The 23,563-nt window shown below is 34.1% G+C and carries 32 protein-coding genes and 1 pseudogene; 30 read left to right on the top strand and 3 right to left on the bottom strand.

Annotated elements, in window-relative coordinates:
- The first annotated feature begins 765 nt into the window (after positions 1 to 765).
- The 10 genes from FZC76_RS14235 (at position 766) to FZC76_RS14195 (ending at position 8,512) form a co-directional block, all read left to right on the top strand.
- Positions 766 to 1,197, top strand: a complete 432-nt coding sequence (locus FZC76_RS14235; RefSeq protein ID WP_392396840.1) for a DUF2712 domain-containing protein — start codon at positions 766 to 768, stop codon at positions 1,195 to 1,197.
- A gap of 66 nt (positions 1,198 to 1,263) precedes the next feature.
- Entirely contained in the window at positions 1,264 to 2,034 is a 771-nt protein-coding gene (locus tag FZC76_RS14230; protein WP_148988828.1) for a hypothetical protein, read from the top strand.
- Positions 2,024 to 2,746, top strand: a complete 723-nt coding sequence (locus FZC76_RS23700) for a WxPxxD family membrane protein (RefSeq protein WP_187442076.1) — start codon at positions 2,024 to 2,026, stop codon at positions 2,744 to 2,746. The genes FZC76_RS14230 and FZC76_RS23700 overlap by 11 nt, the downstream gene beginning before the upstream one ends.
- On the top strand, positions 2,733 to 3,464 hold the full coding sequence (locus FZC76_RS23695) for a DUF2705 family protein (RefSeq protein ID WP_148988827.1): 732 nt from the start codon (positions 2,733 to 2,735) through the stop codon (positions 3,462 to 3,464). The genes FZC76_RS23700 and FZC76_RS23695 overlap by 14 nt, the downstream gene beginning before the upstream one ends.
- 18 nt (positions 3,465 to 3,482) lie before the next feature.
- Positions 3,483 to 4,115 carry an ABC transporter ATP-binding protein gene (locus FZC76_RS14220; RefSeq protein ID WP_148988826.1) on the top strand — a complete coding sequence of 211 codons (633 nt, stop codon included), beginning with the start codon at positions 3,483 to 3,485 and terminating at the stop codon, positions 4,113 to 4,115.
- Positions 4,105 to 4,695, top strand: a complete 591-nt coding sequence (locus FZC76_RS14215) for a hypothetical protein (protein ID WP_148988825.1) — start codon at positions 4,105 to 4,107, stop codon at positions 4,693 to 4,695. The genes FZC76_RS14220 and FZC76_RS14215 overlap by 11 nt, the downstream gene beginning before the upstream one ends.
- 547 nt (positions 4,696 to 5,242) lie before the next feature.
- Entirely contained in the window at positions 5,243 to 5,752 is a 510-nt protein-coding gene (locus FZC76_RS14210) for a DinB family protein (protein ID WP_148988824.1), read from the top strand.
- A gap of 268 nt (positions 5,753 to 6,020) precedes the next feature.
- Complete coding sequence (locus tag FZC76_RS14205) at positions 6,021 to 6,767, top strand: class I SAM-dependent methyltransferase (RefSeq protein ID WP_148988823.1); 747 nt, start codon at positions 6,021 to 6,023, stop codon at positions 6,765 to 6,767.
- An 85-nt stretch (positions 6,768 to 6,852) separates the two neighbouring features.
- On the top strand, positions 6,853 to 7,215 hold the full coding sequence (locus tag FZC76_RS14200; protein WP_316246613.1) for a GNAT family N-acetyltransferase: 363 nt from the start codon (positions 6,853 to 6,855) through the stop codon (positions 7,213 to 7,215).
- A 283-nt stretch (positions 7,216 to 7,498) separates the two neighbouring features.
- The gene (locus tag FZC76_RS14195) at positions 7,499 to 8,512 is read left to right on the top strand and encodes a DUF3231 family protein (protein WP_148988822.1); all 1,014 of its coding nucleotides are present in this window, start codon (positions 7,499 to 7,501) and stop codon (positions 8,510 to 8,512) included.
- 635 nt (positions 8,513 to 9,147) lie between these two features.
- On the opposite strand, the gene FZC76_RS14190 is transcribed toward FZC76_RS14195, so the two are convergent.
- Positions 9,148 to 10,107: a calcium/sodium antiporter gene (locus tag FZC76_RS14190; RefSeq protein WP_148988821.1), complete on the bottom strand. Its 960-nt coding sequence runs from the start codon at positions 10,105 to 10,107 to the stop codon at positions 9,148 to 9,150.
- Positions 10,108 to 10,705: 598 nt separating this feature from the next.
- Positions 10,706 to 11,485, bottom strand: coding sequence for an MBL fold metallo-hydrolase (locus tag FZC76_RS14185; RefSeq protein WP_148988820.1), 780 nt, complete (start codon positions 11,483 to 11,485; stop codon positions 10,706 to 10,708).
- A 130-nt stretch (positions 11,486 to 11,615) separates the two neighbouring features.
- Between FZC76_RS14185 and FZC76_RS14180 the strand changes: the two genes are divergently transcribed.
- The 18 genes and pseudogenes from FZC76_RS14180 (at position 11,616) to FZC76_RS14100 (ending at position 21,305) form a co-directional block, all read left to right on the top strand.
- Positions 11,616 to 12,026: an Lrp/AsnC family transcriptional regulator gene (locus tag FZC76_RS14180; RefSeq protein ID WP_148988819.1), complete on the top strand. Its 411-nt coding sequence runs from the start codon at positions 11,616 to 11,618 to the stop codon at positions 12,024 to 12,026.
- A 305-nt stretch (positions 12,027 to 12,331) separates the two neighbouring features.
- Positions 12,332 to 13,177, top strand: coding sequence for an AraC family transcriptional regulator (locus tag FZC76_RS14175; protein ID WP_148988818.1), 846 nt, complete (start codon positions 12,332 to 12,334; stop codon positions 13,175 to 13,177).
- A gap of 173 nt (positions 13,178 to 13,350) precedes the next feature.
- Positions 13,351 to 13,728 (top strand): hypothetical protein, encoded by a 378-nt coding sequence (locus FZC76_RS14170; protein ID WP_148988817.1) that lies wholly within the window; start codon positions 13,351 to 13,353, stop codon positions 13,726 to 13,728.
- Positions 13,729 to 13,845: 117 nt separating this feature from the next.
- Complete coding sequence (locus FZC76_RS23525; RefSeq protein ID WP_148988816.1) at positions 13,846 to 13,971, top strand: GNAT family acetyltransferase; 126 nt, start codon at positions 13,846 to 13,848, stop codon at positions 13,969 to 13,971.
- A gap of 17 nt (positions 13,972 to 13,988) precedes the next feature.
- Positions 13,989 to 14,297 (top strand): annotated as a pseudogene (locus FZC76_RS14160) (GNAT family N-acetyltransferase); the annotation flags it as partial.
- Positions 14,298 to 14,330: 33 nt separating this feature from the next.
- Positions 14,331 to 14,621, top strand: coding sequence for a hypothetical protein (locus FZC76_RS14155; RefSeq protein ID WP_148988814.1), 291 nt, complete (start codon positions 14,331 to 14,333; stop codon positions 14,619 to 14,621).
- Positions 14,622 to 14,881: 260 nt separating this feature from the next.
- Positions 14,882 to 15,331 (top strand): DUF2500 domain-containing protein, encoded by a 450-nt coding sequence (locus tag FZC76_RS14150; RefSeq protein WP_148988813.1) that lies wholly within the window; start codon positions 14,882 to 14,884, stop codon positions 15,329 to 15,331.
- Positions 15,318 to 15,848: a ClbS/DfsB family four-helix bundle protein gene (locus FZC76_RS14145; RefSeq protein ID WP_148988812.1), complete on the top strand. Its 531-nt coding sequence runs from the start codon at positions 15,318 to 15,320 to the stop codon at positions 15,846 to 15,848. Before FZC76_RS14150 ends, FZC76_RS14145 begins: the two co-directional genes overlap by 14 nt.
- 38 nt (positions 15,849 to 15,886) lie before the next feature.
- Entirely contained in the window at positions 15,887 to 16,015 is a 129-nt protein-coding gene (locus FZC76_RS23520; RefSeq protein ID WP_010199893.1) for a hypothetical protein, read from the top strand.
- 11 nt (positions 16,016 to 16,026) lie between these two features.
- Positions 16,027 to 16,323, top strand: a complete 297-nt coding sequence (locus FZC76_RS14140) for a hypothetical protein (RefSeq protein ID WP_148988811.1) — start codon at positions 16,027 to 16,029, stop codon at positions 16,321 to 16,323.
- Positions 16,324 to 16,357: 34 nt separating this feature from the next.
- Positions 16,358 to 16,663 carry a hypothetical protein gene (locus tag FZC76_RS14135; protein WP_148988810.1) on the top strand — a complete coding sequence of 102 codons (306 nt, stop codon included), beginning with the start codon at positions 16,358 to 16,360 and terminating at the stop codon, positions 16,661 to 16,663.
- A gap of 35 nt (positions 16,664 to 16,698) precedes the next feature.
- Entirely contained in the window at positions 16,699 to 17,178 is a 480-nt protein-coding gene (locus FZC76_RS14130; protein ID WP_148988809.1) for an SRPBCC family protein, read from the top strand.
- 137 nt (positions 17,179 to 17,315) lie between these two features.
- Positions 17,316 to 17,723 carry a GNAT family N-acetyltransferase gene (locus FZC76_RS14125; RefSeq protein WP_262372618.1) on the top strand — a complete coding sequence of 136 codons (408 nt, stop codon included), beginning with the start codon at positions 17,316 to 17,318 and terminating at the stop codon, positions 17,721 to 17,723.
- Positions 17,724 to 17,814: 91 nt separating this feature from the next.
- Complete coding sequence (locus FZC76_RS14120) at positions 17,815 to 18,471, top strand: Type 1 glutamine amidotransferase-like domain-containing protein (RefSeq protein ID WP_148988808.1); 657 nt, start codon at positions 17,815 to 17,817, stop codon at positions 18,469 to 18,471.
- Between the two features lie 51 nt (positions 18,472 to 18,522).
- A complete protein-coding gene (locus FZC76_RS14115; protein ID WP_148988807.1) occupies positions 18,523 to 19,293 on the top strand; it encodes an aminoglycoside phosphotransferase family protein in 771 nt (256 codons plus the stop codon).
- A 27-nt stretch (positions 19,294 to 19,320) separates the two neighbouring features.
- A complete protein-coding gene (locus FZC76_RS14110; protein ID WP_148988806.1) occupies positions 19,321 to 19,737 on the top strand; it encodes a GNAT family N-acetyltransferase in 417 nt (138 codons plus the stop codon).
- Positions 19,738 to 19,871: 134 nt separating this feature from the next.
- Positions 19,872 to 20,411 (top strand): MBL fold metallo-hydrolase, encoded by a 540-nt coding sequence (locus FZC76_RS23515; protein WP_262372616.1) that lies wholly within the window; start codon positions 19,872 to 19,874, stop codon positions 20,409 to 20,411.
- Positions 20,412 to 20,837: 426 nt separating this feature from the next.
- Positions 20,838 to 21,305, top strand: coding sequence for a GNAT family N-acetyltransferase (locus FZC76_RS14100; protein ID WP_148988805.1), 468 nt, complete (start codon positions 20,838 to 20,840; stop codon positions 21,303 to 21,305).
- Positions 21,306 to 21,366: 61 nt separating this feature from the next.
- On the opposite strand, the gene FZC76_RS14095 is transcribed toward FZC76_RS14100, so the two are convergent.
- The gene (locus FZC76_RS14095) at positions 21,367 to 22,647 is read right to left on the bottom strand and encodes an HRDC domain-containing protein (protein ID WP_148988804.1); all 1,281 of its coding nucleotides are present in this window, start codon (positions 22,645 to 22,647) and stop codon (positions 21,367 to 21,369) included.
- Positions 22,648 to 22,885: 238 nt separating this feature from the next.
- Here FZC76_RS14095 and FZC76_RS23510 point away from each other — a divergent pair, with 238 nt between their 5' ends.
- Together FZC76_RS23510 and FZC76_RS14085 are read left to right on the top strand one after the other, a co-directional pair.
- The gene (locus FZC76_RS23510) at positions 22,886 to 23,032 is read left to right on the top strand and encodes a GrpB family protein (RefSeq protein WP_392396839.1); all 147 of its coding nucleotides are present in this window, start codon (positions 22,886 to 22,888) and stop codon (positions 23,030 to 23,032) included.
- 295 nt (positions 23,033 to 23,327) lie between these two features.
- The gene (locus FZC76_RS14085) at positions 23,328 to 23,507 is read left to right on the top strand and encodes a hypothetical protein (RefSeq protein ID WP_148988803.1); all 180 of its coding nucleotides are present in this window, start codon (positions 23,328 to 23,330) and stop codon (positions 23,505 to 23,507) included.
- The last annotated feature ends 56 nt before the right edge of the window (positions 23,508 to 23,563 follow it).

Genomic DNA, 23,563 nt, shown 5'->3' with positions numbered 1-23,563 from the left:
TATAAGCCTCTTCCTTTAGATGCTTTGCACACTTTTTCACACGTTGATTTCATTTCTAATCCATTACATAACCCCGTTTCCTATAATCTTATAGTAATCTCATTAAAAATGAGGGTCAGTTTATATACTGGTATATTCAATCAAAAGTAATATAATGATAGTTGCTTTTGATGCAACGAATAACAAACCATATGCTTCAAACTTTCTAGTGATTTTTCTCCGCTTCATTAAAGCCATAGTTAAAAATTTTTTCTGCTGATTGAAGTTAAAAATTTTCTGATGGACCTAGATTAAAGAAAGTAATGGCTAATAGATCTAATTTGGACCTTACTGGTACTGAAATATGATCAGAAACAATACATAGTTCATTAATAATAAAAGCCTAACAAATTTTTTGATAGGCTTTTTGTTCTGAACCAAAGTTAATAGTTGGTACTAAAGATTTGTTATACTAAAAAATCTTCACAAACCACCTATCAATTACTAGTAACTACTAAAAGTTTATCCTGTTCTCATTTAGAACGTTTGTGCTGGCAGACCACATATTCTTCTTCAGGGTATTGTTGTCACAATTATAAAACTATTCTTCTAAGAATAATTACACTATATCATTCCAAAATATACTAATATTAATATATAAGTAAAATTAAAATACCAAAAAATATAAAAATTATTAAATATTACCAAAAATATGTTGACTTATAATAATATTCAATATATTGTAAATTTTGTGTCGGCACAAGTAAAAATTTGGAGGTGTTATATTTGTTAAAATTATCATTTGGGAAAAAAATGAAAAACTTAGCATTTGCTTCAGTTATTGGGGTTACAAGTATCTTAATAACTGCACCAGCGTTTGCTGCCAATGATAACATTTTTTATTCTTTTGAAATCAAGCCTTATCACGGAAATGGTTATACTGAAGAAAGATACCGTCAAACAACAAATGTAAATAACAAATGGAAAGTAGATTTACAGGCATCAGGAGAAGGAAAGGGAACAATAACAACATTTTGGCTAGATAAAAACTTAACAGTAGTATCTAACCTATATGATGTGAAACAAGGGTCAGGAGCACAATATTATTCTGCTTATCATACTGCAAGTCAGGTTTATGTTGGATTAGGTGCTGAAAACAATAATTATTCAGCTAATTCCTATACTGTTTCTGGAGTTTGGGACGAAGAAACAAACTAAATTTAGAAATTAATACAGGGAGGAAATAATAAAATGTTATTTCTTCCCTTATAAGGGGAAATTGAAGTGTTTGAGTCTCATCTAAGAAGAATATTAAAAAATAAAATAGCCCTAATACCAATATTTATCATCATAGGATTACCGTTTATAGATATTTTACAGTTAATGCAAGTTAAGATGAGTTTTGGGGTTGAATATCATCCCGTTTTTGCTTCATTTTTAACTGGGGCATCTAGGTTTCATATTAGTCAGATTTTACTAATTTGGTTCTTGCCAATTTATTTATTGATTTTTGTAGCGGATAACGCTGTACAAGACACTCAAACTGGTTATAAGAAAGTTTTAATAAATAAAGTTGGTATAAAACATTATATGTTAGAAAAAATAGGAACATCTTTTATCTTATCTTTTTTAATTGTTTTCATAAGTATAGTTATTAATTTCATAGTTTCTAATACGATCTTTTTTGGGGGTAAATATAGAAAGGGGCTAGAAAATTTATCGTTTCCTGAAAATGTTTTATTTAATTTAGGAACTGATCATCCTTATATTACATATATTTTATTTATTTTTCTATTTTGTTTCGCTGCAGGTATTATAGCTTCCGTTGGAGCATCTTTTAGCTTATTCCTATCAGAAAAGAAATATGTATATAGTGCTACATTTTTCTTTTGGATGTTCTTCATTTTACAAGAGAATTCACTGGTATTTAATTTTCAGCCATTCACAGAATATGGTTTAGACAAAATGATGCCTTCATATATTACATTTCTAGTTACTTCATTCTTCATATGTACAATAATATATCTTATAGAGGTAAGAAAACATGAGATATAAGTCAATAACACTTTCATTTTTCCTTATTATTTTTCTTATGGTTTTTTGGTATATTCAAAACACGCCTAATTTTCAAGAAGATAAGTTGAAAACCTTTCTTGATTTAAATTCATCTAGTTTTGGGTTTATCTCTACGAGGTCGTTAGTTTTATTCTATATAATACCTTTCATCCTGTATTATTTAATATTATCTCAAAAGTTTAGTGATTATTTATATATTAGGTACCAAAAGAGATTGAATATACTAATTAAACAAGTATATTATGTCATAATAAATTCCGTATTATTCTCCTTAATATTAACGATAGCAAACGTTATCATGACAATATATTTTTTTTCGCATCAATTCCTTATTGAAATGAATTACTACTATTATAACTTGATAAATTTTATTTCTCTTTCTATCTTTTATAGTATTGTGGGTATAACATATAGAATATTCTTTAATATTATTAATAAATTAAACTTTGCAATTGTTTTAACATTTCTTCTTTATTTTATTTTATACAACTTAGGCTTACTATTTCCTCATATTAACTTTACTTGGAATATAATTGGAGAGATGGTTATGCTAGACACTCTTTTGAATAGATATTGGACCATCAATCATGCATACTTTATTTTAGTAAAACACTTTTTCATATTAATGACTCTAATTATAATTAATTACCTTATTTTTTTGAAAAAGGATCTTATAAATGAAAAAAAATAAACCTTACTTGCTATTTTTGTTATTATGTCTGTTTTTTCAAATATATAGTCAAAAAAAATTAAACTTTTTAATTGGTCCTTTACCATTTTTGAATGGTGTTCCTGTTGTAAGTTCTGATTATTCATATATCATGTTAATGCTCCTTTGGTATTTTCCAATAGCAGCACTTTTATTTATGTTCTCAGGTTATCTTAAAAAATCTAGTGTGTCCCATGGGATACTTATCATAACTCGGAGTCAAGTAAAAACATCCTATTTATATAAACTTTATTTCAAAACCTTTCTTGCGATTTTCATATTTGTTCTAGCACAAACATTTATTGCTATTATTTTTATTAAAGATATTTCATTTATTTATAATACTAAATTATTTATAACATTGTTATCATACTTTCTTTTGCTAGTTTTTATTATAGCGACTCTGTATTTAATTGAGTTGTATATCAATCATGATATGTTGGCTTTACTTTTTTCCAACATGTGTTTAATAAGTAGTTTAATATTTCCAAAAATAATTAAATATTTGGAAATTCCAAATTATTTCCAATACTATGTATTTACAAATTACGGGATGCTTTACAAAAGTTTAGAACACTCGGAAATTTCTTTTTACTCACTAATAATTAATCCATTTTATGGTTTGATCATTATAACACTGTTTAATATTTTCATATATATTCTTATTGCCAAGAAATTTAAAGAAATAGAGTTTTTATAAGTGGAAGGGCTGAATGAAATGATCTCAATAATTAACTTAGAAAAAGCAATAAAGAAAAAGAAAGTATTAAGTGACATAACTGTAAATTTTGAAAAGGGAAAAATTTATGGAATATTTGGTAAAAACGGCTCAGGTAAAACCATGCTCTTAAGGGCAATTGCTGGTCTAATTTATCCAAGTAAAGGTGAGATTAAGATAAATGATTTAGTATTGCATCAAGACATATCTTTTCCAAAAAGCATGGGAATATTGATTGAAAACATGGAACTGTTACCTCAATATGATGCGTTTGATAATTTAAAAATCTTATCTCGAATACAAAAAAAAGCAAACGATGAAGAGATTGATACTAGCATTAAGAGAGTGGGATTAAATGATGTAAGAGGGCTAAAAATAAAAAAATATTCATTGGGAATGAAACAAAGGCTGAATATTGCACAAGCTATTTTTGAATCTCCAGAAATAATCCTTTTAGATGAACCAACAAATGCAATTGATGATGAAGGTATAAAATTAGTGCAAAGTCTACTTGTTGAGGAAAAAAATAGGGGTGCAACAATTATTATTGCTAGTCATCATCATGATGAATTTTTACCTATATGTGATAAAGTAATGTACATGGTTGATGGGAAAATTAGGAATGAAAACTAGAAAAATAGTAATTGTAATTTTTATGATTTTTTTAGTTATACTTTTAGGTTCTACTAAGCTTCTAAATTATGTTTCTAATAAAGAATTCAATGGAGTAATTAATGCAGGTACTTATGTAGGTGGGGTTGATATACCAACTGGAACTTATGACCTTGTAGCAATAAAAGGTAGTGTTTCTATAGATGGAATAGCAATACCAGAACAAGAAAAACTTTTAAATAAAGCTATTAATAATAAGTCCATGATTACTGTGAAAGGTAAAGGAAGCCTAAAAATGACACCCTCTGAAAATTTATTTTTAGAACAAGGTGAAAATGAAACAACCATTATTAATAATATTGGATATTACACTTTTGGCCGAAGTTTTAAAGAGGGGATGTATCAACTTTTTGTCGAAGATCATGATAAGTTATACATTCAAGTCTATTCCCCTGGCAGCTCCAAGCCATCTAATATTAGCTTTAATAATAAATCAAGTACTACTATTAAGCTAAATGAAGGCTATCGTCTGGTAGTTTTAAGGGGATTTGCAAATGATTCTAATGATAACAAGGTGAATGTTACTCTTTCCATTAAATAATTACCGTATGACAATGAAATTATATTCTCCAACAATGAGTTTGGGGTTTGTAAAAAAAGTTTTTATAAGAAGTCGAGGTCAATATCCATACGAAATAGGGACGATTCTCTGCTGCAGAAGCAGAGAATCGTCCCTATTTGTCATTAAGAAATTTAATGAGTACATTGAAAATATATTAATAATGCTCACTGAGTATTTTAGGGATTTTCCAGAGCAAAATAAGATTGATATTTTAGTGTCTGGTTCAACCATCTTTGAATCAACAGTTATGAAGCAAACAATAGAGGATTTGAAAAAAACACATTAGAATAATTTAGACTAGTGGGAGGTGTTTAGGGAGATGGTTATATGAAGAGGATAGGTATAATAGGAGCAATTTAGATAGAAATAGTCTTAGTGTTAGATAAAGTTAGCTGTATAAATAAGTTGTACAGAGATAATAAATTAATTATTTAGCGGTAAAGATCATAAGTAAAGGAAATATCCCCTAGCCAGTCGAATAGTAGACTAGAAGCAAAATTAACTAATTCCGATGAGGAGGATTCTTGTGCGTCCACGACCATTATGTATTGATAATCCAGAGCATGATAGGTATGTTCGTCTTGTGCAAGATGGAGAAATTGAAGAAATACTTAGTAACCAACGGACAAAGACCATTACACTCTTAAGTAGCTTATCAGAGGAGTCAGCAAGGAAGGCGTACGCACCAGGGAAATGGACTTTAAAAGAAGTGATTGGGCATATGACCGACTCGGAACGTGTGATGTCGTATCGCATGCTTGCCATTGCACGAAATGAAAGTGAACCACTCCCAGCAATGGAACAGCATCAATACGTCTCTATGGCAAACTTCAACAAATTATCCTGGGAGAAGTTACCAGCAGATATAGACGCGGTGCGCTCTAACACGCTAAGCCTTATTACAACCATTGATGATGCAGCTTGGGTTCGCAGTGGAACTGTAATGAACAGCCCAGTTTCGGTAGGCATCATTGCATATGGCATTGCCGGACACGAGTTACACCATTTGAAAGTGATTAGGGATAAGTACTTATAAGTGGATTTTGGGGTCTGATCCCCGGCACACAAAGCGTTAGTGTGTCGGGGGACAGTCCCCGTTTCACATTGAAGAAGCAGCCGCCCTCTTTTCAAGAAAAGGGTAGGATTGTGGAAGTCTTGAATTCGAGGTACTTTCTGAAGTCTATTACTGTAATAAAAGTATTACAAAATTATTTATGTAGAATTATAGAAGTGTATTGATAGTATGTTAACGTGGAAACGCATCTCATCTTAAACTTAGAAGACTAATTAGAGGAGTGAATTAAGTGAAACAAAATATTTACGACAATCCAAATTTCTTCAAAAACTATACAGCCTTGCGAGAAAGTGGAATAAATGCCAATGTCTTTATAGAACAGCCAGCAATTAAATCATTAATCCCCTGTTTAGAAGGAAAATCTGTATTAGACCTAGGGTGTGGTGACGGTCATTTTTCAAAGTTTTGTATTGAAAATGGTGCAAAAAACGTAATAGGTGTAGACATTTCCAAAAATATGATTGAACGTGCTAAAAAGTTATATCAGGATGATAACTTAAACTTTATGTGTCTACCTATGGAAGATATGGTACTAACTAATCAACGATTCGATCTTATTATAAGCTCCCTCTCTATACATTACATTGAAGATTATTCGGCAATGATTCAAAAGATTAATAAACTGTTAAAAAGCAATGGGAAATTTATCTTTTCAACCGAGCATCCAATAGCAACAGCTCGCAAGGGAAGCAACCATTGGATAAAAACTGATAATAATAAATCACACTGGGCATTAGATAATTATCAAGAAGAAGGAATTAGAGTACACAACTGGTTTGTTGAAGATAGAGTGGTTATTTATCATAGAACTGTTGCCACATTAATAAATACTTTGATTGAACACGGGCTTTCGATTGATAAAATAATTGAACCACAAGCAACTTTGGAAGGGATAAAGAAAATGCCAGATTTAATAAACGAATCAAGAAGTCCATCTTTTATTATTATTCAGTCAAAAAAAACAAATAATAATTAAAATATATACCACAATCTAGGAGCTTTTGTTTAACAAGGATAAGGTAAATATTGCAACTTTCTAATAAGGTTAGTGGGAGGATTAAATGGACATTACAGTTGAAAAATTAAGACATGAAGATGCAGAAGCAGTGATTGACTTTGAAAAAGAAAATAGAGCATATTTTGAAAAGATGGTACCAAGTAGGGGGGATGACTACTATTACTTTGACAACTTCATTACACGCCACCATCAGTTATTAAATTTACAGAGTCAAGGATTATCTTACTTTTACTTGATAAGAAAAACGAATGGTGAAATCTTAGGGAGGATCAACTTTGTAGACATAGACAAACCCCAAAACTCAGGTCACATAGGCTATAGAGTGGGTGAAAAACATACTGGGCATGGGATAGCATATAGAGCTTTACATACCTTAATGGATAAATTAAGTACGGATGGTTTTTAAAAAATTTTTGCTAAAACCACAAATAATAACATTGCTTCACAAAAAGTCTTGGAGAAAAATGGCTTTAAGAAGATAGAAGAAAGTGCCGAAGAATTTGTAATGAATGGAGAAAAATTGAGATTTGTAAATTATATATGGGCTATTTAACGACTTTATAGATGCAATCGGGGCGCCATTCTTGAAGAAGAATTGGTGCTCTTTTTGTATTTAGGGCCAGATTGTTTAATAAAATATCTAAAATAGGAAAAATTATAGAAGACTTATTGCAATAGGAGGCTTTTAAATGGGGAGTTCATCTAACCGAGTACCAATTACATCCACAGAATTAGCGAACTTGTGGATGACGTATCAAGACAAAACAATGATTATGAGATTTCTTGAATATTTTCTTAAACACGCTGAACATGAAGAAACAAGGAAAATTCTACGTTATTATTATGAACGTGCTATAGAAAGTGTAGCGTTTGTGAGCAATATCTTTCAACAGGAAGGCGCAGTTATTCCAATGGGTTTTACTGAAAAAGACTTAAATAAAGAAGCACCCAAATTATTCGACTATATGTATGATGCAATGTATTTGCATTTAATGGCTAAAATAGGAACTAATTTATATGCACTTTATTCAACGATGTCTTACCGTCAAGATATAAGACAGTTTTTTAGAAGTTTAACAGAAGAAGGACAAGAGGCGTATGATCAAATTACACAGATTCTTTTAGAAGCTGGGATTCTTTCTCGTCCTCCCTATGTATCAATGCCAAAAGAAGTGAAATTTGTACAAGATAAAAAGTATATGACAGGATTAAATTGGCTCAGCAATGAAAGATCTTTAAACACACTTGAAATTTCTCTAATACATCATGCTATTGAGACAAACCTTACGGGGATGCAATTAATGATTGGTTTTGCACAAGTTGCACAAGACCAACAGGTACGTAACCATTTTGTAAACGGAATGAAACTATCAATGAAAATAGAAACATCACTAGGTGAATTTTTACGGCAGGATTACATTGAACCACCAGCTACTCATGCAGGGAAAGCTACCAATTCTACTATCTCTCCATTCTCTGATAAATTGATGTTGTATAATACCAACCTTTTAACCACATTTGGACTAGGCAGCAATGCACTGGGCGGTGCTTTTAGTTTACGTACAGATTTACCTGCAAAAATGGCACTCCTTTCAAAGGATATTTATAGTTTCGCAAAACAAGGTGGATTAATAATGTTAAAAAATGGGTGGATGGAAGAACCTCCACAAGTTGAGGATAGAAATCAATTGACTAAAAGGTAAAATAAAAAGTGTATCGTTTATTTAAAACTTATTAAAAAGTAAAGGAAGTCATATAGCTTAATTTATTGAATATAAGGGCGCTATGTAATGGATTAGCGCTCATTATTAGTTGCACCGGATGAAGATTAACAAATTGTAGGAATTTTTGAATTGTGAAATAATTGGAATTATGGGAGGGAATATGGCTTCTTTTTTAAAAAGGAATACGACAAGTTTTATTGTTGATAAATATGACAATGAAAAGTTGGTCCAGCTACTCTTTGAAGGGGATTTAGTTTTATATAAACACACTGTTGATGACATTTCTCAACAATTACCTTCATTAATTTGTTGTTCCAAAAACTGAAACTCACTTAGTAAAATGGAGAACCGTAAAATTAGCAAAAAATGAAATAATTTCCCATTAGATAACTTGAATTCAAGGGCAATTCAATTACAATTATCAAGGCAATCCCATAGGAGGCTAAGGCCTGTAAGAAAGGCTTAAATCCGCAGAACAAACCACCAGTTACACTGGTGGTTTTAATTCTTAAGAATGGCCATAATCTTCTATTTCAGTTAAGAAGACTGATACTAGCCATTAGGGTGAATGGTACTATGCTTTCTTCGAATAATCTGATCTTACTTCCATTTTGCTAATTTCGGAAAATAATAAAAGCTAGGTAAACGATGTAGATAATCGCCAATATGGTGCCTTCTATCCTCGAAATTTTGTGATGTGTTCTTGATATGATCAATAATAATAGTGTCACGAAAATCATTAACCACATATCTAAAAATATTTTTGGATCTACAGCTAATGGGTGAATACTTGCTGAAGCTCCTAAGATGAAAAAGATATTAAAAATATTACTACCAACAATATTACCTAGAGCAATCTCTGTTTGTTTCTTCAAGGCTGCGGTTACAGAAGTGACCAATTCAGGAAGCGATGTTCCTACTGCCACTATGGTTAAACCAACAAGAGTTTCACTCATCCCAAGTGAAAGAGCAATCTGGATGCTATTTTCAACTACAAGATAACCTCCAAATACAATTCCAGCAAGGCCGCCGATTGTAAATACAATATTTTTCATCCATGATGTCTCCACCACATTAGTAGGATTCTCGTTCTCTATCATATCACGACTGTTCCTCGCCATCTCAAATACATAGTAAAGAAAAACAGCAAAGAAAAGTAGTAAAAGTATACCCTCAGTTCTAGTGATTAGATTGAATTCTGAGTATTGAAGTTGGACATCGCTAATAAGTATTAGCAACGAAACAGCTCCCAATAAAGCAAAAGGGATTTCCTTCCTTATAGTATCGTTCTGTACAGCCAATGGGAATACAAGTGCAGTAACTCCTAAAATGAAAGTTACATTAAAGATATTGCTTCCAACGACATTTCCAATAGCGACATCACTGTTTCCTTCGAAGGCAGCAATAAAGCTAACCGATGCCTCAGGAGCGCTCGTACCAAAAGCTACGATTGTCAATCCAATCAACATTGGTGAAACCCTCAAAGTTTGTGCTATTTTCGAGGATCCTTCCACAAAATAGTCAGCCCCCTTAATTAGAAGAGCAAATCCTACAAACAATATAAGGTATGTCATATGTTCACCTCTTTCATATACCTCCATCAATTGTTTATCAATTGCTTAAACAATATACATAAACTTTACTATAAGTAAAGGGATAATTCAAAAAATGTATGGGTAAGACAAAATTACTGTACAAATATACTCTTCAACAGAAAAATAAAGTAAACAATCGGGCGTCAACCAGGAACAAGGACCAGCGCCATTTATGTCGTGTCCGAAGAGAATTTATATTATAGGAATTATTAGCTTATAAAATAATTGGAATTAAGCAATCGGGGCAGAATAGTTGAAGAAGGTAAAAGCGTTAAGTGGGTGATGAATTCTGAAAAAGGATAATCAAGTAGATATTTTTAAAATTTTTCATGATGGAACAATAACTAACATAAGTAAAAAAACGGATATTATTCAATTGGAAATTGAGATACAATATTTGGCTGAAATATTAAACGAAAAGTTTAATCTGTTTTATTGTGAGTTGGTGGAATGTGAAGAATTCTTCTTAGAAATTTGGAGTGATAAGAAGAAATATATAAGTGATTTAACCACAATGGACGCATATGAATTAGAGATACTAGATGCTCACTTATTAACTAAAAACTCTACTTATGATTTAAAACTCGTAAGCTTCCCCGTTATCAGGCACTAAAACATTTGCAGAGATCCCTTTTTCGTCAGCAAAGCTCTTTAATTCTTCTCTTGATAACGTCCAATGATTCACAGCTTCCATGTGGACGGAGATAATCTTTGCATTTGGAGCAGCCTTATACACTTCATAAACATCAGCTTTCCCCATTACTAAAGAACCGCCTACTAGGAATTGGTTATCTCCAGCATTTACGACCATAATTTCAGGCATATGAGTGTCAATAACTTCCTTAACTCCACTATACCAAACCGTATCTCCGGCAACATATAATGTTTTCTCAGAAGCGTGTTTAAAAACAACCCCACATACGAGACCAGTTGCTTTTAACATTTCGCCCCTTCCGTGTTCGCCATTTGTTTTAGTTAATTGAATATCTCCAAAAGTTGTATCTTCATGTAAAACCTCGACTTGGTGAAAACCAGCATTGCGTATCTCTGTTGCATCTTCTTCATTTTGGGAAAATAGCTTAACATCTTTAGGCAATGCCTTTACAGCGTCTTGATCCCAGTGATCAGGATGCAGGTGAGTCACGATGACTGCATCAATATCTTGGATAATTGTATCAATTGAAACAGGCAAGCTTACTAAGGGATTGTGTTGATCTTGTCTTGGTGCATCAGGTAAGCCTATTCCGGATCCAAAGGCAGGCATCGTACCTTTTTCCGCAAACATTGGATCAATTAAGAACTTTTTCCCTGCGTACTCTACGACTATAGTTGCATTTCGAATTAGTTGTATATTCATTGTTAAACTCCTCCTCTTTTATTAATCTTTCCAACCATGTATATTTTATATGATGACTCCATGACCAATACATAGATTAAATAAAGTCTTTTGGGTGTATTACTTTATTAATGAAAGGAGTTAACTCTCATTGTTAGATAACACAGATAGGCAAATCTTAAAGGAACTGTCCATGAACAGCCGCATTACCATGAAAGAATTAGGAGAAAAAGTCCATTTAACTGGACCAGCTACCTCAGCAAGAGTGGCTAAATTAGAGGATAGTGGCATTATTGAAGGTTATACGATTAAAATTAATCAAATCAAAATGGGATATTCTGTTCATGCTATACTCCATATTTACCTTAAAGACACTAATCATCAAGCCTATTTGTCCTTCCTTACAAGTCAAGATTCATATGTCATAAACAATTACAAAGTGAGTGGGGAAAGTTGTTATCTTCTCGAATGTAAATTTCCATCTAATGAAATGTTAGATCAATTTTTGACTGAATTAAGCCAATATGTAAATTATAAATTATCAATTGTTATTAATAAATAGAACGATAAGGCAATTTATCCTAGGAAGGCTTTCTATAACTAGGGGTGAAATGATTGGTTATTAAAAAGGCATTTGCAATAAAACGGGCGCGATCCTTGAACAAGGATCAGCGCTCGTTTTTATTTTGACCAGAAAGTAGAATGTCTTATTGTAGGAATTTTTAGAATATGAAATAATTGGTAGTAAGCAATTGTACGGTATCCCTGGAAAATTAACGGTTTTTATAGAACCTACTTTTTTAGGCAAATAATATCGGACTTAACTTTTCCATTTCTTTTAGAATTGATATGGAAAGGGGGGATTATATGGAATGGCTAGATAGAATGAATAATGTACTAGATTTTATAGAGGACAATTTGGAGCAGGAAATAGATTACAAACAATTAGCAAAGATTGCTTGCTGTTCTGAGTTTCACTTTTCTAGAATGTTTGCATCTATAACAGGAGTATCACTGTCAGAATATATAAGACGGAGAAGATTGACGCTTGCTGCATTCGAATTGCAAAAAAGCAATATACGAATTCTAGATATTGCGAATAAGTACGGTTACGAATCTGCTGATTCATTCTCCCGTACTTTTCAAAAAACACATGGTATAAAACCATCTGAATGTCGTCATAAAGGGATGCAATTAAAAGCCTTTCCTAAGATATCCTTTCAATTATCAATAAAGGGAGACACTGAAATGGAATATAGAATTGAAAAATTAGACTTTGAAATAAGAATCGTAGGTAAAAGTAAGCCAGTAAAAACAAACAGAGCCTTTAAAAGTATCCCGACTTTATGGAGCCAAGCTAAAAAAGAAGGATTTATGCAGAAATTAATAGATATGTCTTGGGAAAATCCGAAATGTTCACTAGAGGGCATTTTAGGTGTATGTGGAAATGAAGCAGCTATCACGGATGAAGAGTTTAATTACTTTATGGGAGTAAGGTATGATGGTGAATTACCTGAAGAAATGCATACTTTAATTATTCCGCCAAGTACATGGGTTGTTTTCCCCAATATTGTTGAGGCATGGAAACGTTTATATTCTGAGTGGGTACCTACATCAGGATATGAACTTGCTAATTTACCATGTATGGAATGTTATTACGGACCAGGCCATAAACCCCGTCATGAATTGTGGGTCCCAATTATTTCAAAATAAATACGGGTTCTAATACAATTGCAATTCAACAATCCAGGAGCTTTAACTGAATAAGAAGGTCAGTATCTCTAATAGGAGGAGTTATTATCAGTTTTAAAAAAACTATTATTCAGTTATTTTGTATTTCTCTAATTTTTGGCTGTACGTCCAATACGGAAGATAATGACTATTATGTGGAAGATATCGAAAACATTATAACCAGTAAATATTCAGAAGAAAGTGTATTAAAAACTCAATTGAAAGACAATAGTGACATCATTATGTATGAGGCGGATGAGTCCATATACTTCTTTTACTTCTTGGATAATACGTTAAGAAACCATCATAGAATCTATTTAGAACTTGTTGATAAGGAAGGTATTTGGTGGACTGCTGGAACAGAAATACACGGTGATTCCCATGTATGGGGGATTGTAAATGAAAACGAAGAGGTTCCAGTGGGGTTATCTAATAATGATATGAAATTTCTTCACTTAGATTTCGAGAATTACACTATTTTTTATATTGTTACAGAAGAGAAGATAAACTCTCCAATCCTATTTACCTATTAGTATCAGTAGAATTAAAAGCATCATCAGCAACTGTACGGAAGTAAACCCGTTAAGGTATTCTAGCAGGTTTATTTATTCAAATAATACAGTAGTAATCTTATCTAAAGGAGAATGACGATGGCTCAAATATCCATTCAAGAATTAACGGTGAAAAATATGTATAAATGTCTAGAACTAAAGTTAGCGGAAAATCAAGTTCATCGAGTTGCACCTAATGTTTATTCCATTGCAGAGTCTAGGTAAATCCCAATCTTACACCGTACGCAATACATTTGGATGAGAAAGTTATTGGTTTTGTAATGACGGAATATGATCCAAACGAGATTAAAGAGAGGAAGTATTGGATTCCTAGGTTTATGATTGATGTCTCTTATCAAAGTAGGGGGCACGGGAAAGAGGCGATGCAACAAGTCGTAGATATGTTCAAAAAGAATGATGACTGTCATTATATTGGTCTCTCAACAGAGCCAGATAATTATTCGGCACTTCGATTCTATGAGTCACTTGGATTCGTAAACACAGGCGAGTTGTTAGAGGAAAGTGAAGTTATTTTACTATTAAAAGTATAGACGGTAAATTCACTAATGCAGAGGGGGATGTTTTTGAGTGAAGAAAAAAACAAGAGATACATATACTTATTAGCTGGATATGGAGGTCTTCTGTTCCTAGGTATAGCCATCTTAAGAAATTTATTATTTTTTCAAGATACACTGGGGTACGTGCTAACAACGTTCGGATACATTTTTTTAGTGTCTTATGTTAAATTTGCTGATGAAAAAATAGGTGCGACGAAAAGAGATAAGATCATTTTTAGGTCAGGGCTTATGGTTATTCTGGGAGTAGTAGCCCTCTACTTTTATCAACAGCATTCCATTAATGGGTGGGCAGTATAATAAATGCGCAGGTTACGAGGTAATTTATATATGAAAGATCCTATCAGAATAATGTTGTTGGGCATCGCAATGTTAATTATAAGTATATTCGTTCAGAACACCTAAAGGTGGGACAGAGTCCGTTTCAAACATAGTGCAAGTTATTTTTGTAATTGGGGTTATCACTACTTTAATAGGTTTTTTCAAGAAGTAGGAACAAGGAAGCTGCAAATGAAATGGGTCGGGAGTCTGTCCCTGTTGATCAAAGGAGGAGTGTTTACATGGTAGATCCATATGCTATGGGTGGTGGTGATCCTATGTTTCAGATTGTACCTATTTTTATTGGCATTATTTTTGTGATAGTTATCGGCAGTATCTTGATTTCAGTATTCAAAGGGATTGGTCAGTGGCAGAAAAATGAGCAGTCTCCGAGGTTAAGTGTGCCAGCTGTTGTTACATCAAAACGGATAGATGTTACGAAAAGGTCTAATATGCATCATCACAACGACACCCATCATCACCATTCTTCCAGCACGCATACAAAATACTTTGTGACGTTCGAGTTTGAAAGTGGTGACCGTTCGGAGTTTCATGTCGCTGGTAAGGAGTATGGTTTACTCTCCGAAGATGACAATGGGGTATTGAGCTTTCAAGGGACACGGTATTTAGGGTTTGAGCGGAACAAAGTGAGTATACCAAAAGGGGAGGATTACCAAGATGACTACAAGTGAAAAAGAAATTCTACTGATGAATAGTGACAAGTACTTTAATAGATTACTTGAAATTATTGAATCTGTACCTCCTAGAAAAAGAGGCCTTTCCAATGAAACTCCAGAAAGAGACAAGAATTTTCGTGATGTCGTCATGCACCTGTATGAATGGCATGCCATGCTGGAGAGATGGTATCGAGAAGGAATGGATGGGGATATCCCGTTTATGCCAGCACCAGGTTACAAGTGGCGTAATATTGGGCTACTCAATATGCGAACTTGGGAAAGCTACCAAGATGTAACATTAAATCAAGCGATAAAGAAATTAAAGTTAAGTCATGAGCGAGTGATGAAACTGATTAGAGCACATACTAATGAAGAGATCATGACAAAGAAATACTATAAGTGGACGAAAACAAGTAATCTATATAGCTATTTCGCAGCGAACACTTCTGACCATTACGTTTGGGCTATAACAAAATGTGAGGGGATTGCAAAGTCTATAAATGGGGTGGAAGAGGAGCAGGTTGTAAATTAAAAGTTTTATAGTGAAAATGGGAAATTGAGGTGGAAGAATTGATCATTATAGTGATTATTATTGTTCTCATTACCCTTTTATCCATAGAAGTGCAGTTAAGGCGAGCCAACAAACATAATGAAGAAATAATTGAGTTGTTGAGAGAGATAAAGGATAGAGTGGAGTAAGGAGGGATTAGATGAAAAAGGGGATGTTAATCGTTTTAACTGGTGCAATAATAGTCATATTTTTTGTAATGCTGCACTCAAATCCAACTACTGCATTACGGACAAAAGTATTTTTTATGGGGTATCCGAAAGCTGCTTTTACGTCTGAAATTGTAGAATATGAATATGTAAACCTTCATGAAAAGGATAGTAAGGGATATGTATTTACAGAGCCCCCTATGGAAAAAGCAACCCAAGGTTATTTAGACACGTATCAAGTGAAGAAAATAGGGATTTTTTATTTTGCTGAGTTTATGAAAGATATATGATGTTGCTCTATATTGATAATCCGGGGAGAAGATAATGAAGAAATATAATGTGCAAATTGGAATCGTTTTGTTAGTACTTTTAGCTGCCATTTTTATTAATCCAAAAGAATTGTATTATAGCTTTCAGGCAGAAAAAGAGATTGAAATAATACGTGGTATTGTAGAAGAAATTGGAGATGAAGAATATAAAGTAAAAGATATAAAGCATATTGGTGGAAATAGTTATATTGTAGAAACCAATAGCGATAGTTTGCTAATTCAAAGCAATAAAGAGGGTAGAGCTTCTTCTTATGAGATTTATGTTTATGGATTAACTATTGAGAGATTTATGAATAAGTAGTTTATTCAATAGAAGTTTTTAAGGAGGATAAAATAATGAATGGGTATGGTACGCTACATGATCTAAACGGGCGTTTTGCTTTAAAATTCGAACGATTTTTCCCTCGTAATCCAGAAGAAGTTTTCCGTGTCATTACAAATCCTAGTTCCTTCTCCCAATGGTACCCTTTTGCAACAGGGGAGATGGACCTCAGACTTGGTGGCGAAATTGCCTTTGATGACGGAGAAGGAACGACATATACGGCTACCGTCACAGAGTTGGAAAAGCCATATTCTTATGGTTTTCGTGAAGTTGATGATCTGATAAACATTTCATTACGGGAAGAGGATAAGGGTTGCCAAATGACCTTTACACATACTTTTGACGATGTTTCATGGGCAGTTAATACAGCGGCAGGATGGCATAGGTGTCTGGATGTACTTCACCAGATAGTTAACGGACAACCAGTTAAATGGAAAGATAATTCAGCAGAGTTAAGGGATTATTATCGGGAAGCATTAGATGGAAATAGTTGAAAATTATGATCAAAGTCATCATTAAGATTCTCCAAAGGGTCTAATGGAAGAAATAATTAGATGAATTTTAAGGTCCATATATTGCACCGTGAAAGTGGGTCGCGGTGCCTGTCCCCTTGGACCATAGGGAGATTAACATGAAAATTGATTTTTTAGCAAACCATCCGGATAAGACAAAAGTAGTTGCTGAGATGATTTATGAGGAGTTTGTCGTAAAAACGGATAGTGTGATGCAGTTTGATGATGTTGTAAAACACTTTTCCAATACGCATACAACTATCTTTCCCATAACACTTGTGGCTATAGAGAACGATGAATGTCTAGGGACTGTATCGATTTTAGAGAATGATTTGAAGATAAGAAGTATGTATAAACCTTGGCTGGCATCTTTATATACAAACCCTGCGTCTCGTGGTAAAGGAGTCGGACAACAATTAATAAATAAAACGTTAGATGTAGTGAGGGAATTAGGTTTTAGTGAACTTTATTTAAGGACAGAAGATACATCTGAGTATTATAAAAAAAAGAGGTTGGGCTTTTATTGAAACCGTTTCTGATGATAAATACGAAGAGATTCATGTCTTTAAGAAAAGCGTGTAAATGGTCTAGATATAGTCTGGGTCACTCGGGGGACTTATGAAAACACACTATTATTTAGGTTGGTTCAGCAATTACATTCCTGAGGATTTGACGAGGGTGCTACAGGAGGATATTACGGATAGGAAATCGATTGCCATGATTAGTTCGAATCCAGATATGTATGAAGAAGTGGGCGCTGTTGAACGTTCGTGGCTTGATGTGGCCGGCATTACATTTGATGAGTATCATTTAATTAATTATCAGGTCCAGAAGGAGGATGCTCAAACATTACTTGAGAAGGCTTCTGTCATTTTCTTATTGGGTGGGAATCCTGTAAAACAAAATGATTTTCTGATGGAATATGAATTATCAGAGTCAATTAAACAAAGCAATGCAGTTGTGATGGGAGCTAGCGCTGGTGCAATCAATATGTCCGCGAAGTGGCTATGCTCGAAAAAGCTTGGATTTGAAGCGGAAACAAGTTCTATTTACACTGGAGTCGGCCTGGACAGCTTTTCCGTCCTATCTCATTATGACTTAGAAAATAACACAGATTTAGTTCTAAGCGAGTTGTCTCCGTTATCCGAAGAAATGGACATATATGCGTCAAACAAAGATTGTGCAATTCGTGTAAAGGGAAATCGAATCGACATTTACGGGAATGTCTATGTAATTTCCGAATCAGTCATTCAGAAATTGGACGCGACACTTTAAATTAATAGAGGAAAGATACCACAGTGACAAAAAGAGGGGGGATAGATTTACATGAATGAGAGTTTACAGAGAAAGATAGAGAACATAACAGGTTCCATTCATAAAGTGAAAGTACTTGATGAGCAAGGCTGGACTTCTGAAGTGAGTAGGATTTCCACAGAAGACGGTTCATTTTTGCTTAAAAGTAGCTATAAAGAGAAATATAGAGAGTGGTTGCGGGAGGAGGCTCGTGTGCTACAAAAGCTTAATAAGAATCCAGTCATCCCTGTACCTGATTACTTTGGTCTGATTGAGGAAAAAGATAGTGACCATTTGATCATGTCGTTTGAAGAGGGGATGTCATTAACTGCAGCCCTGAATAAGGCAACTTCACTCACAGAAAAGAAATCCTTAATTAGAAGTTTTGGTAGATTTCTACAACAATTTCATGAACAAGAGCAGCTTGAGTGTCTAAAATGTGATGGGGATTGGTTAGAAGGTCAGCTTTCAGTGGCTCAGAACTATGTGGAAAATGGACAAACAGGGGCGGAGTTGTCATTATTAAACCATCTTAGGGCTAAAAAGCCTGCACCAGTAAAACAAACCATGATACATGGTGATTGCACAATAGATAATGTACTTGTCATAGATGGAGAAGTACGATTGTTTATTGATGTTGCTGGAATGACAGTGGGCGATCCAAGATATGATGAATCCCTGGCAATAAGGAAATTTTTTAATAACCCTGAGTACCTAACTGTTTTTTATGAGGGGTATACTCGATATCGAGTAACAAATGAGGAGTTTAAATTCTTTGATGAGGGGTTATATGAGTTTTTCTAGTTTAGTAAAATTTAGAGGTGGCCTTCCATGCGTATGCAACTGAGAAAAGAAAACCTGCTTGAGGTTAGAGAGTATAGGCAGGAAGATTTTATACATATTGATAGATTAAATGCAGAGGAAAAGTGGAATAATCTTGTCGAAAATAAGGAGATTACAAAGGAAGCCTGGGAGAATTCGAACATTGCTTATGTTGCAGAAATAAACGGGCAGCTTGTTGGATATATTAGAGGGCTTACAGATACATCTATCACCTTGTACATCTGTGAATTATTAATAGATCGTAATTATCGCGGGTTAGGGATAGGAGAGATATTGCTGAATTATGTTCATCGCTTATACCCAACGACAAGGATAGAAATGCTAGCAAACAGTGATTCTCGGACTTATTATGAACAAAAAGGTTATAGAACGTTTTACGGATTTAGGAAGACAAGTAAAGAATGATATCTGAATTTTTCAAAAGAAGGAGGCTAGTCCAATGGTGAAAAAATAATCCGAGAAAATCTATTAGAGTTCACGGAGCGTGTAGATTTTCTCATCTCTCAATTAGTAAAAATAAAAGGAAGAGGAGAACTAACATGCTTAATAAAGTTACGCCGGCTGTTTATTATTTATCAAATGTCGATAGTAAAGAAAGACCAACTTTAGGGTTGGTTTGTGGAGATAAATTCAGTCTTGTTATAGACTCTGGAAATTCAGTACAGCATGCACAAGACTATTTGAAGGAAATTAAGGCTTTAAATGTGCCTCCGGTAAAATATTTGGTTGTGACCCATGGACATTGGGACCATATCTTAGGGTTGAACGAATTTGGGGCTACCATCATTGTTAACAGCCTGAAAAATCAAATACTAGAAGAGTGGCAAAACTATTCTTTTGATGATGACTCCCTTCACAACTATGTAGAGTCTAATAGGATGTCTTCTAAATGTATGGAAATCATAAAAAATGAAATACCTTTAAGAGAATCGTTTAAGTTAAACGCTGCCGATATCATTTTTGAAAAATCCTTAACTATTGACCTAGGGAACAAGCTATGTGTGCTGGAAACCATAAAGGGGACACACAGTGACGATTCAACCATTGTTTATGTTCCGGACGATAAAGTCCTTTTTTAGGTGATAGTGCATACGGAACAACCACAAATTCTTTATTCCATTATAAACAATCGCATCTATTGCCTATGATCGAAGAGATTCAAAAGTATGATACCACTGCCTTCATACTTGGACATGAATCGCTTTGTGACGTAGAAGAAATGAATCTGTACTGGAAGGAACTTATTTCTACCAGCAAAGCTACAGATTCAACCTCTTTAGATAGAGCCATTGAATGTTTTGAGAAGGAGAATAATAGAACGCCTAATTCAAATGAGGAGTTTTTTCTGAAAGCCTTTGTTAATGACCAGATAATTAGATCACAACAGAGGTAATGGTAATAACTTTTGACAGCGATTCTTCTATATGTGGGATCGCTGATTTTTATATAGAATAAGGTCATACGAGAAAGATTGGAAAGATTATTGTTTTATAGAGGGGATATTTATGAATTATAAGTTTGAAATAATGACTCAGGAACAAGCGGAAGAAATTGCACATAACTGGCACTATGATGGCGAATATTCTTTTTATGATATGGAAGCGGATGAAGAAGACTTAGCGGAATTTCTGGATTGTAAAGCAAGAGGTAACTCTATGTTTGCGGTAATGATAGAAGGTGAGTTGATAGGTTTCTTCAGTGTGAGCCAAGCAGCTGATAATATATATGATATAGGGTTAGGGATGAGACCAGATTTAACTGGTAATGGCAGAGGGACAGAATTTCTATATGCCGGTATGGAATTTGTCCAATCAAGATTTACAGTAGATAAAATTACGTTATCAGTGGCAACTTTTAATCAAAGAGCGATAAAAGTATACAGAAAAGTAGGGTTTAAGGATATGGATACCTTTGTGCAGGATACTAATGGGAGTACATATGAATTTTTGAGAATGGTGTATGAATGTGTATAACCCAGTTCGTTACGAGCTGGGTTTTTCTTATATAAAAAAAGCACTGCAAGAGCAGTGCGATTTAAGAGGTCTTCGTAAAGATAGAAACAATTCCTTCTCCAAACTCTTCTGCTTTCTTCGGTCCAATGCCTTCAATTTTTAGTAAGGCTTGTAAGGATTTTGGCTTTTGCTCCAGAATCGCTTCCATCGTTTTGTTGGTGTAAATATAGTATGGCGGAACATTCAGCTCCCGGGCACGGGTTTTACGGTATTCGATTAGAAGAGAGCGGAAGTCTTTAGGTACATCTGGAGAACTTTCCGCGTTCTTTCCTTGTAGAATGTGCAAGATCTTGTCTCCATAATCCTCCGCTTTTTTCTGTCCAATGCCTTCCACTTCTAGCAACTGTTCCAAAGTCTGTGGCATCTTTTCAAGGAGGATATCCAATGTACGGTTGTTGAAGATATTATAGGGTTTAACTCCGGACTCTTTAGCTTTTCTAGTGCGGTAATCGGTAAGCAACATCTTTAGATCGTTGTTTTCCATAGGAGCAACTGGAGGCAGTTCCTTCTCTATAGTGGCTGCAACAAAAGCGGATGCCCCTACTTGTTCGTCTTCCAATAGATATTCCCGTTCATTAAAAGGTTTCAATTGGCTAGCTCCCAAGATAGCATTTGTAATCTTATAAACAAGGGAAGCGTGCATCTCAACAGGAGAACTCTTCTTCATTTCAGACATTAAAAAAGCACTTATCTGGTCATGACGGATGACGCAGTTCTGGATATGAGACGGAGCGTTTTTAGAAATCTCCAGGATCGTTTTCGGGTTGGCAAACGTCACCGCATATCGAATAGGACATTTTTTGATGATCCCTTTGTCCTTAAGAAGCCTCTCCAATATCATCACGTGTCTTTCCACTTGGTTGATCGGGCTATACATTCCCTCTTTATTTACCACTCTATTACTCTTCCTGATGACACGCTGAAAGTCACCCTTATCCGTGACAAGGATATCGCCAAAAAGTTTCTTTACTTCCAGCACAAGAATGAACTTTGGCGTGACAAGTACAAAATCCATCTGTGCTTGATAATCCTCAAACTCAAGATAAATATCATGCAGAATCAGCATCGGAACCATGGAGTTCTTCAACTCAAACATCACACTTTTTTCTCCTGCATGCCCGATGGAAAACAGCTTTAGATGGTTCTCCGCTTTCTTGAAGTCCACAGAAGGATTGCTGCTTTCTGTGAGACTTTTTAGGTTTTCTAATAGGATAGGATTTTCACTGATATCCTTATGTACGATAGGTTGATTTATTTCTCGGTTATCTTTAAACGCGTCAATGACATTTTTGAAAAAGGACATGGGTTACCTCGCTAATAGTATTTGTTTAACAGTGGTAATATTGTAACATTATGTAATATTATTATAACAGAACGTCACTTTGAGAAAAACCATCATTCAAGAGTGGGAAAGGGCATATGACTAGGAACAGAAACGACTAAAAGAAGTCCCAATAGAAGAATTAGTAGATATCTATCACATTTGAAGTACACCTGTACTGGCAAGCGGTTATGCCAAACCCATCATTGATATTTTAATAGTGGTAAGAGATATCGAAAAAGTTGATGGGTACAATGAAGCGTTACAAAAAGTAGGATATGAACTAAAAGGCGAGAAAGGAATAGCAGGGAGAAGGTACTTCCCAATAGGCAAGCCAAACAGAACACACCATGTACATATCTATTAGGTGGAAATTGATCATATACCAACACACCTGGATCTCAAAATGTATCTGATAGTACATTCCGAGGAGGCAAAAGCATATAGAGAATTGAAACTGAAACTAGCAAAATCATCATATGTATTAAGAAAAGAGGAGCTTCTGAATGGATTGGTGAGAGGGTAAGGAGGTGGGGCATAAGAAAGGTAGGATAAGAGGAAAAAATTTTCGGAATCCTACGCTTTTGAGAGGTACAGTGAGGGGGGAATGTAGATTTAAATAATTCAGTTTGAGAAATTTATTATACAAAGGAGAATAAAAAATGAAGATTAATTGTACGTGTTGCAGAGGAAAATTAGATATTAAAGATAAAGTGGTAATTGATGAATTAAACTCCATGTACCATGCAGATTGTTATAGTAAAATGGAATTACATAAACATTCTATTGATTGGAAAGATTTTGGTACAATGGGGGATATCTTTGAAAAGCACAATTTATAGCAAGTAAATTATATAAAATTATATATACTAAAATTTGATAGTCTCTAGCCCTACCT

Origin of the sequence: Sutcliffiella horikoshii, assembly GCF_008180725.1 — a bacterium.
In the GTDB taxonomy this organism is placed as follows: domain Bacteria; phylum Bacillota; class Bacilli; order Bacillales; family Bacillaceae_I; genus Sutcliffiella_A; species Sutcliffiella_A horikoshii_B.
The sequence above is the reverse complement of the archived record's forward strand: the minus strand, read 5'-3'. Positions and strand labels throughout refer to the sequence as shown.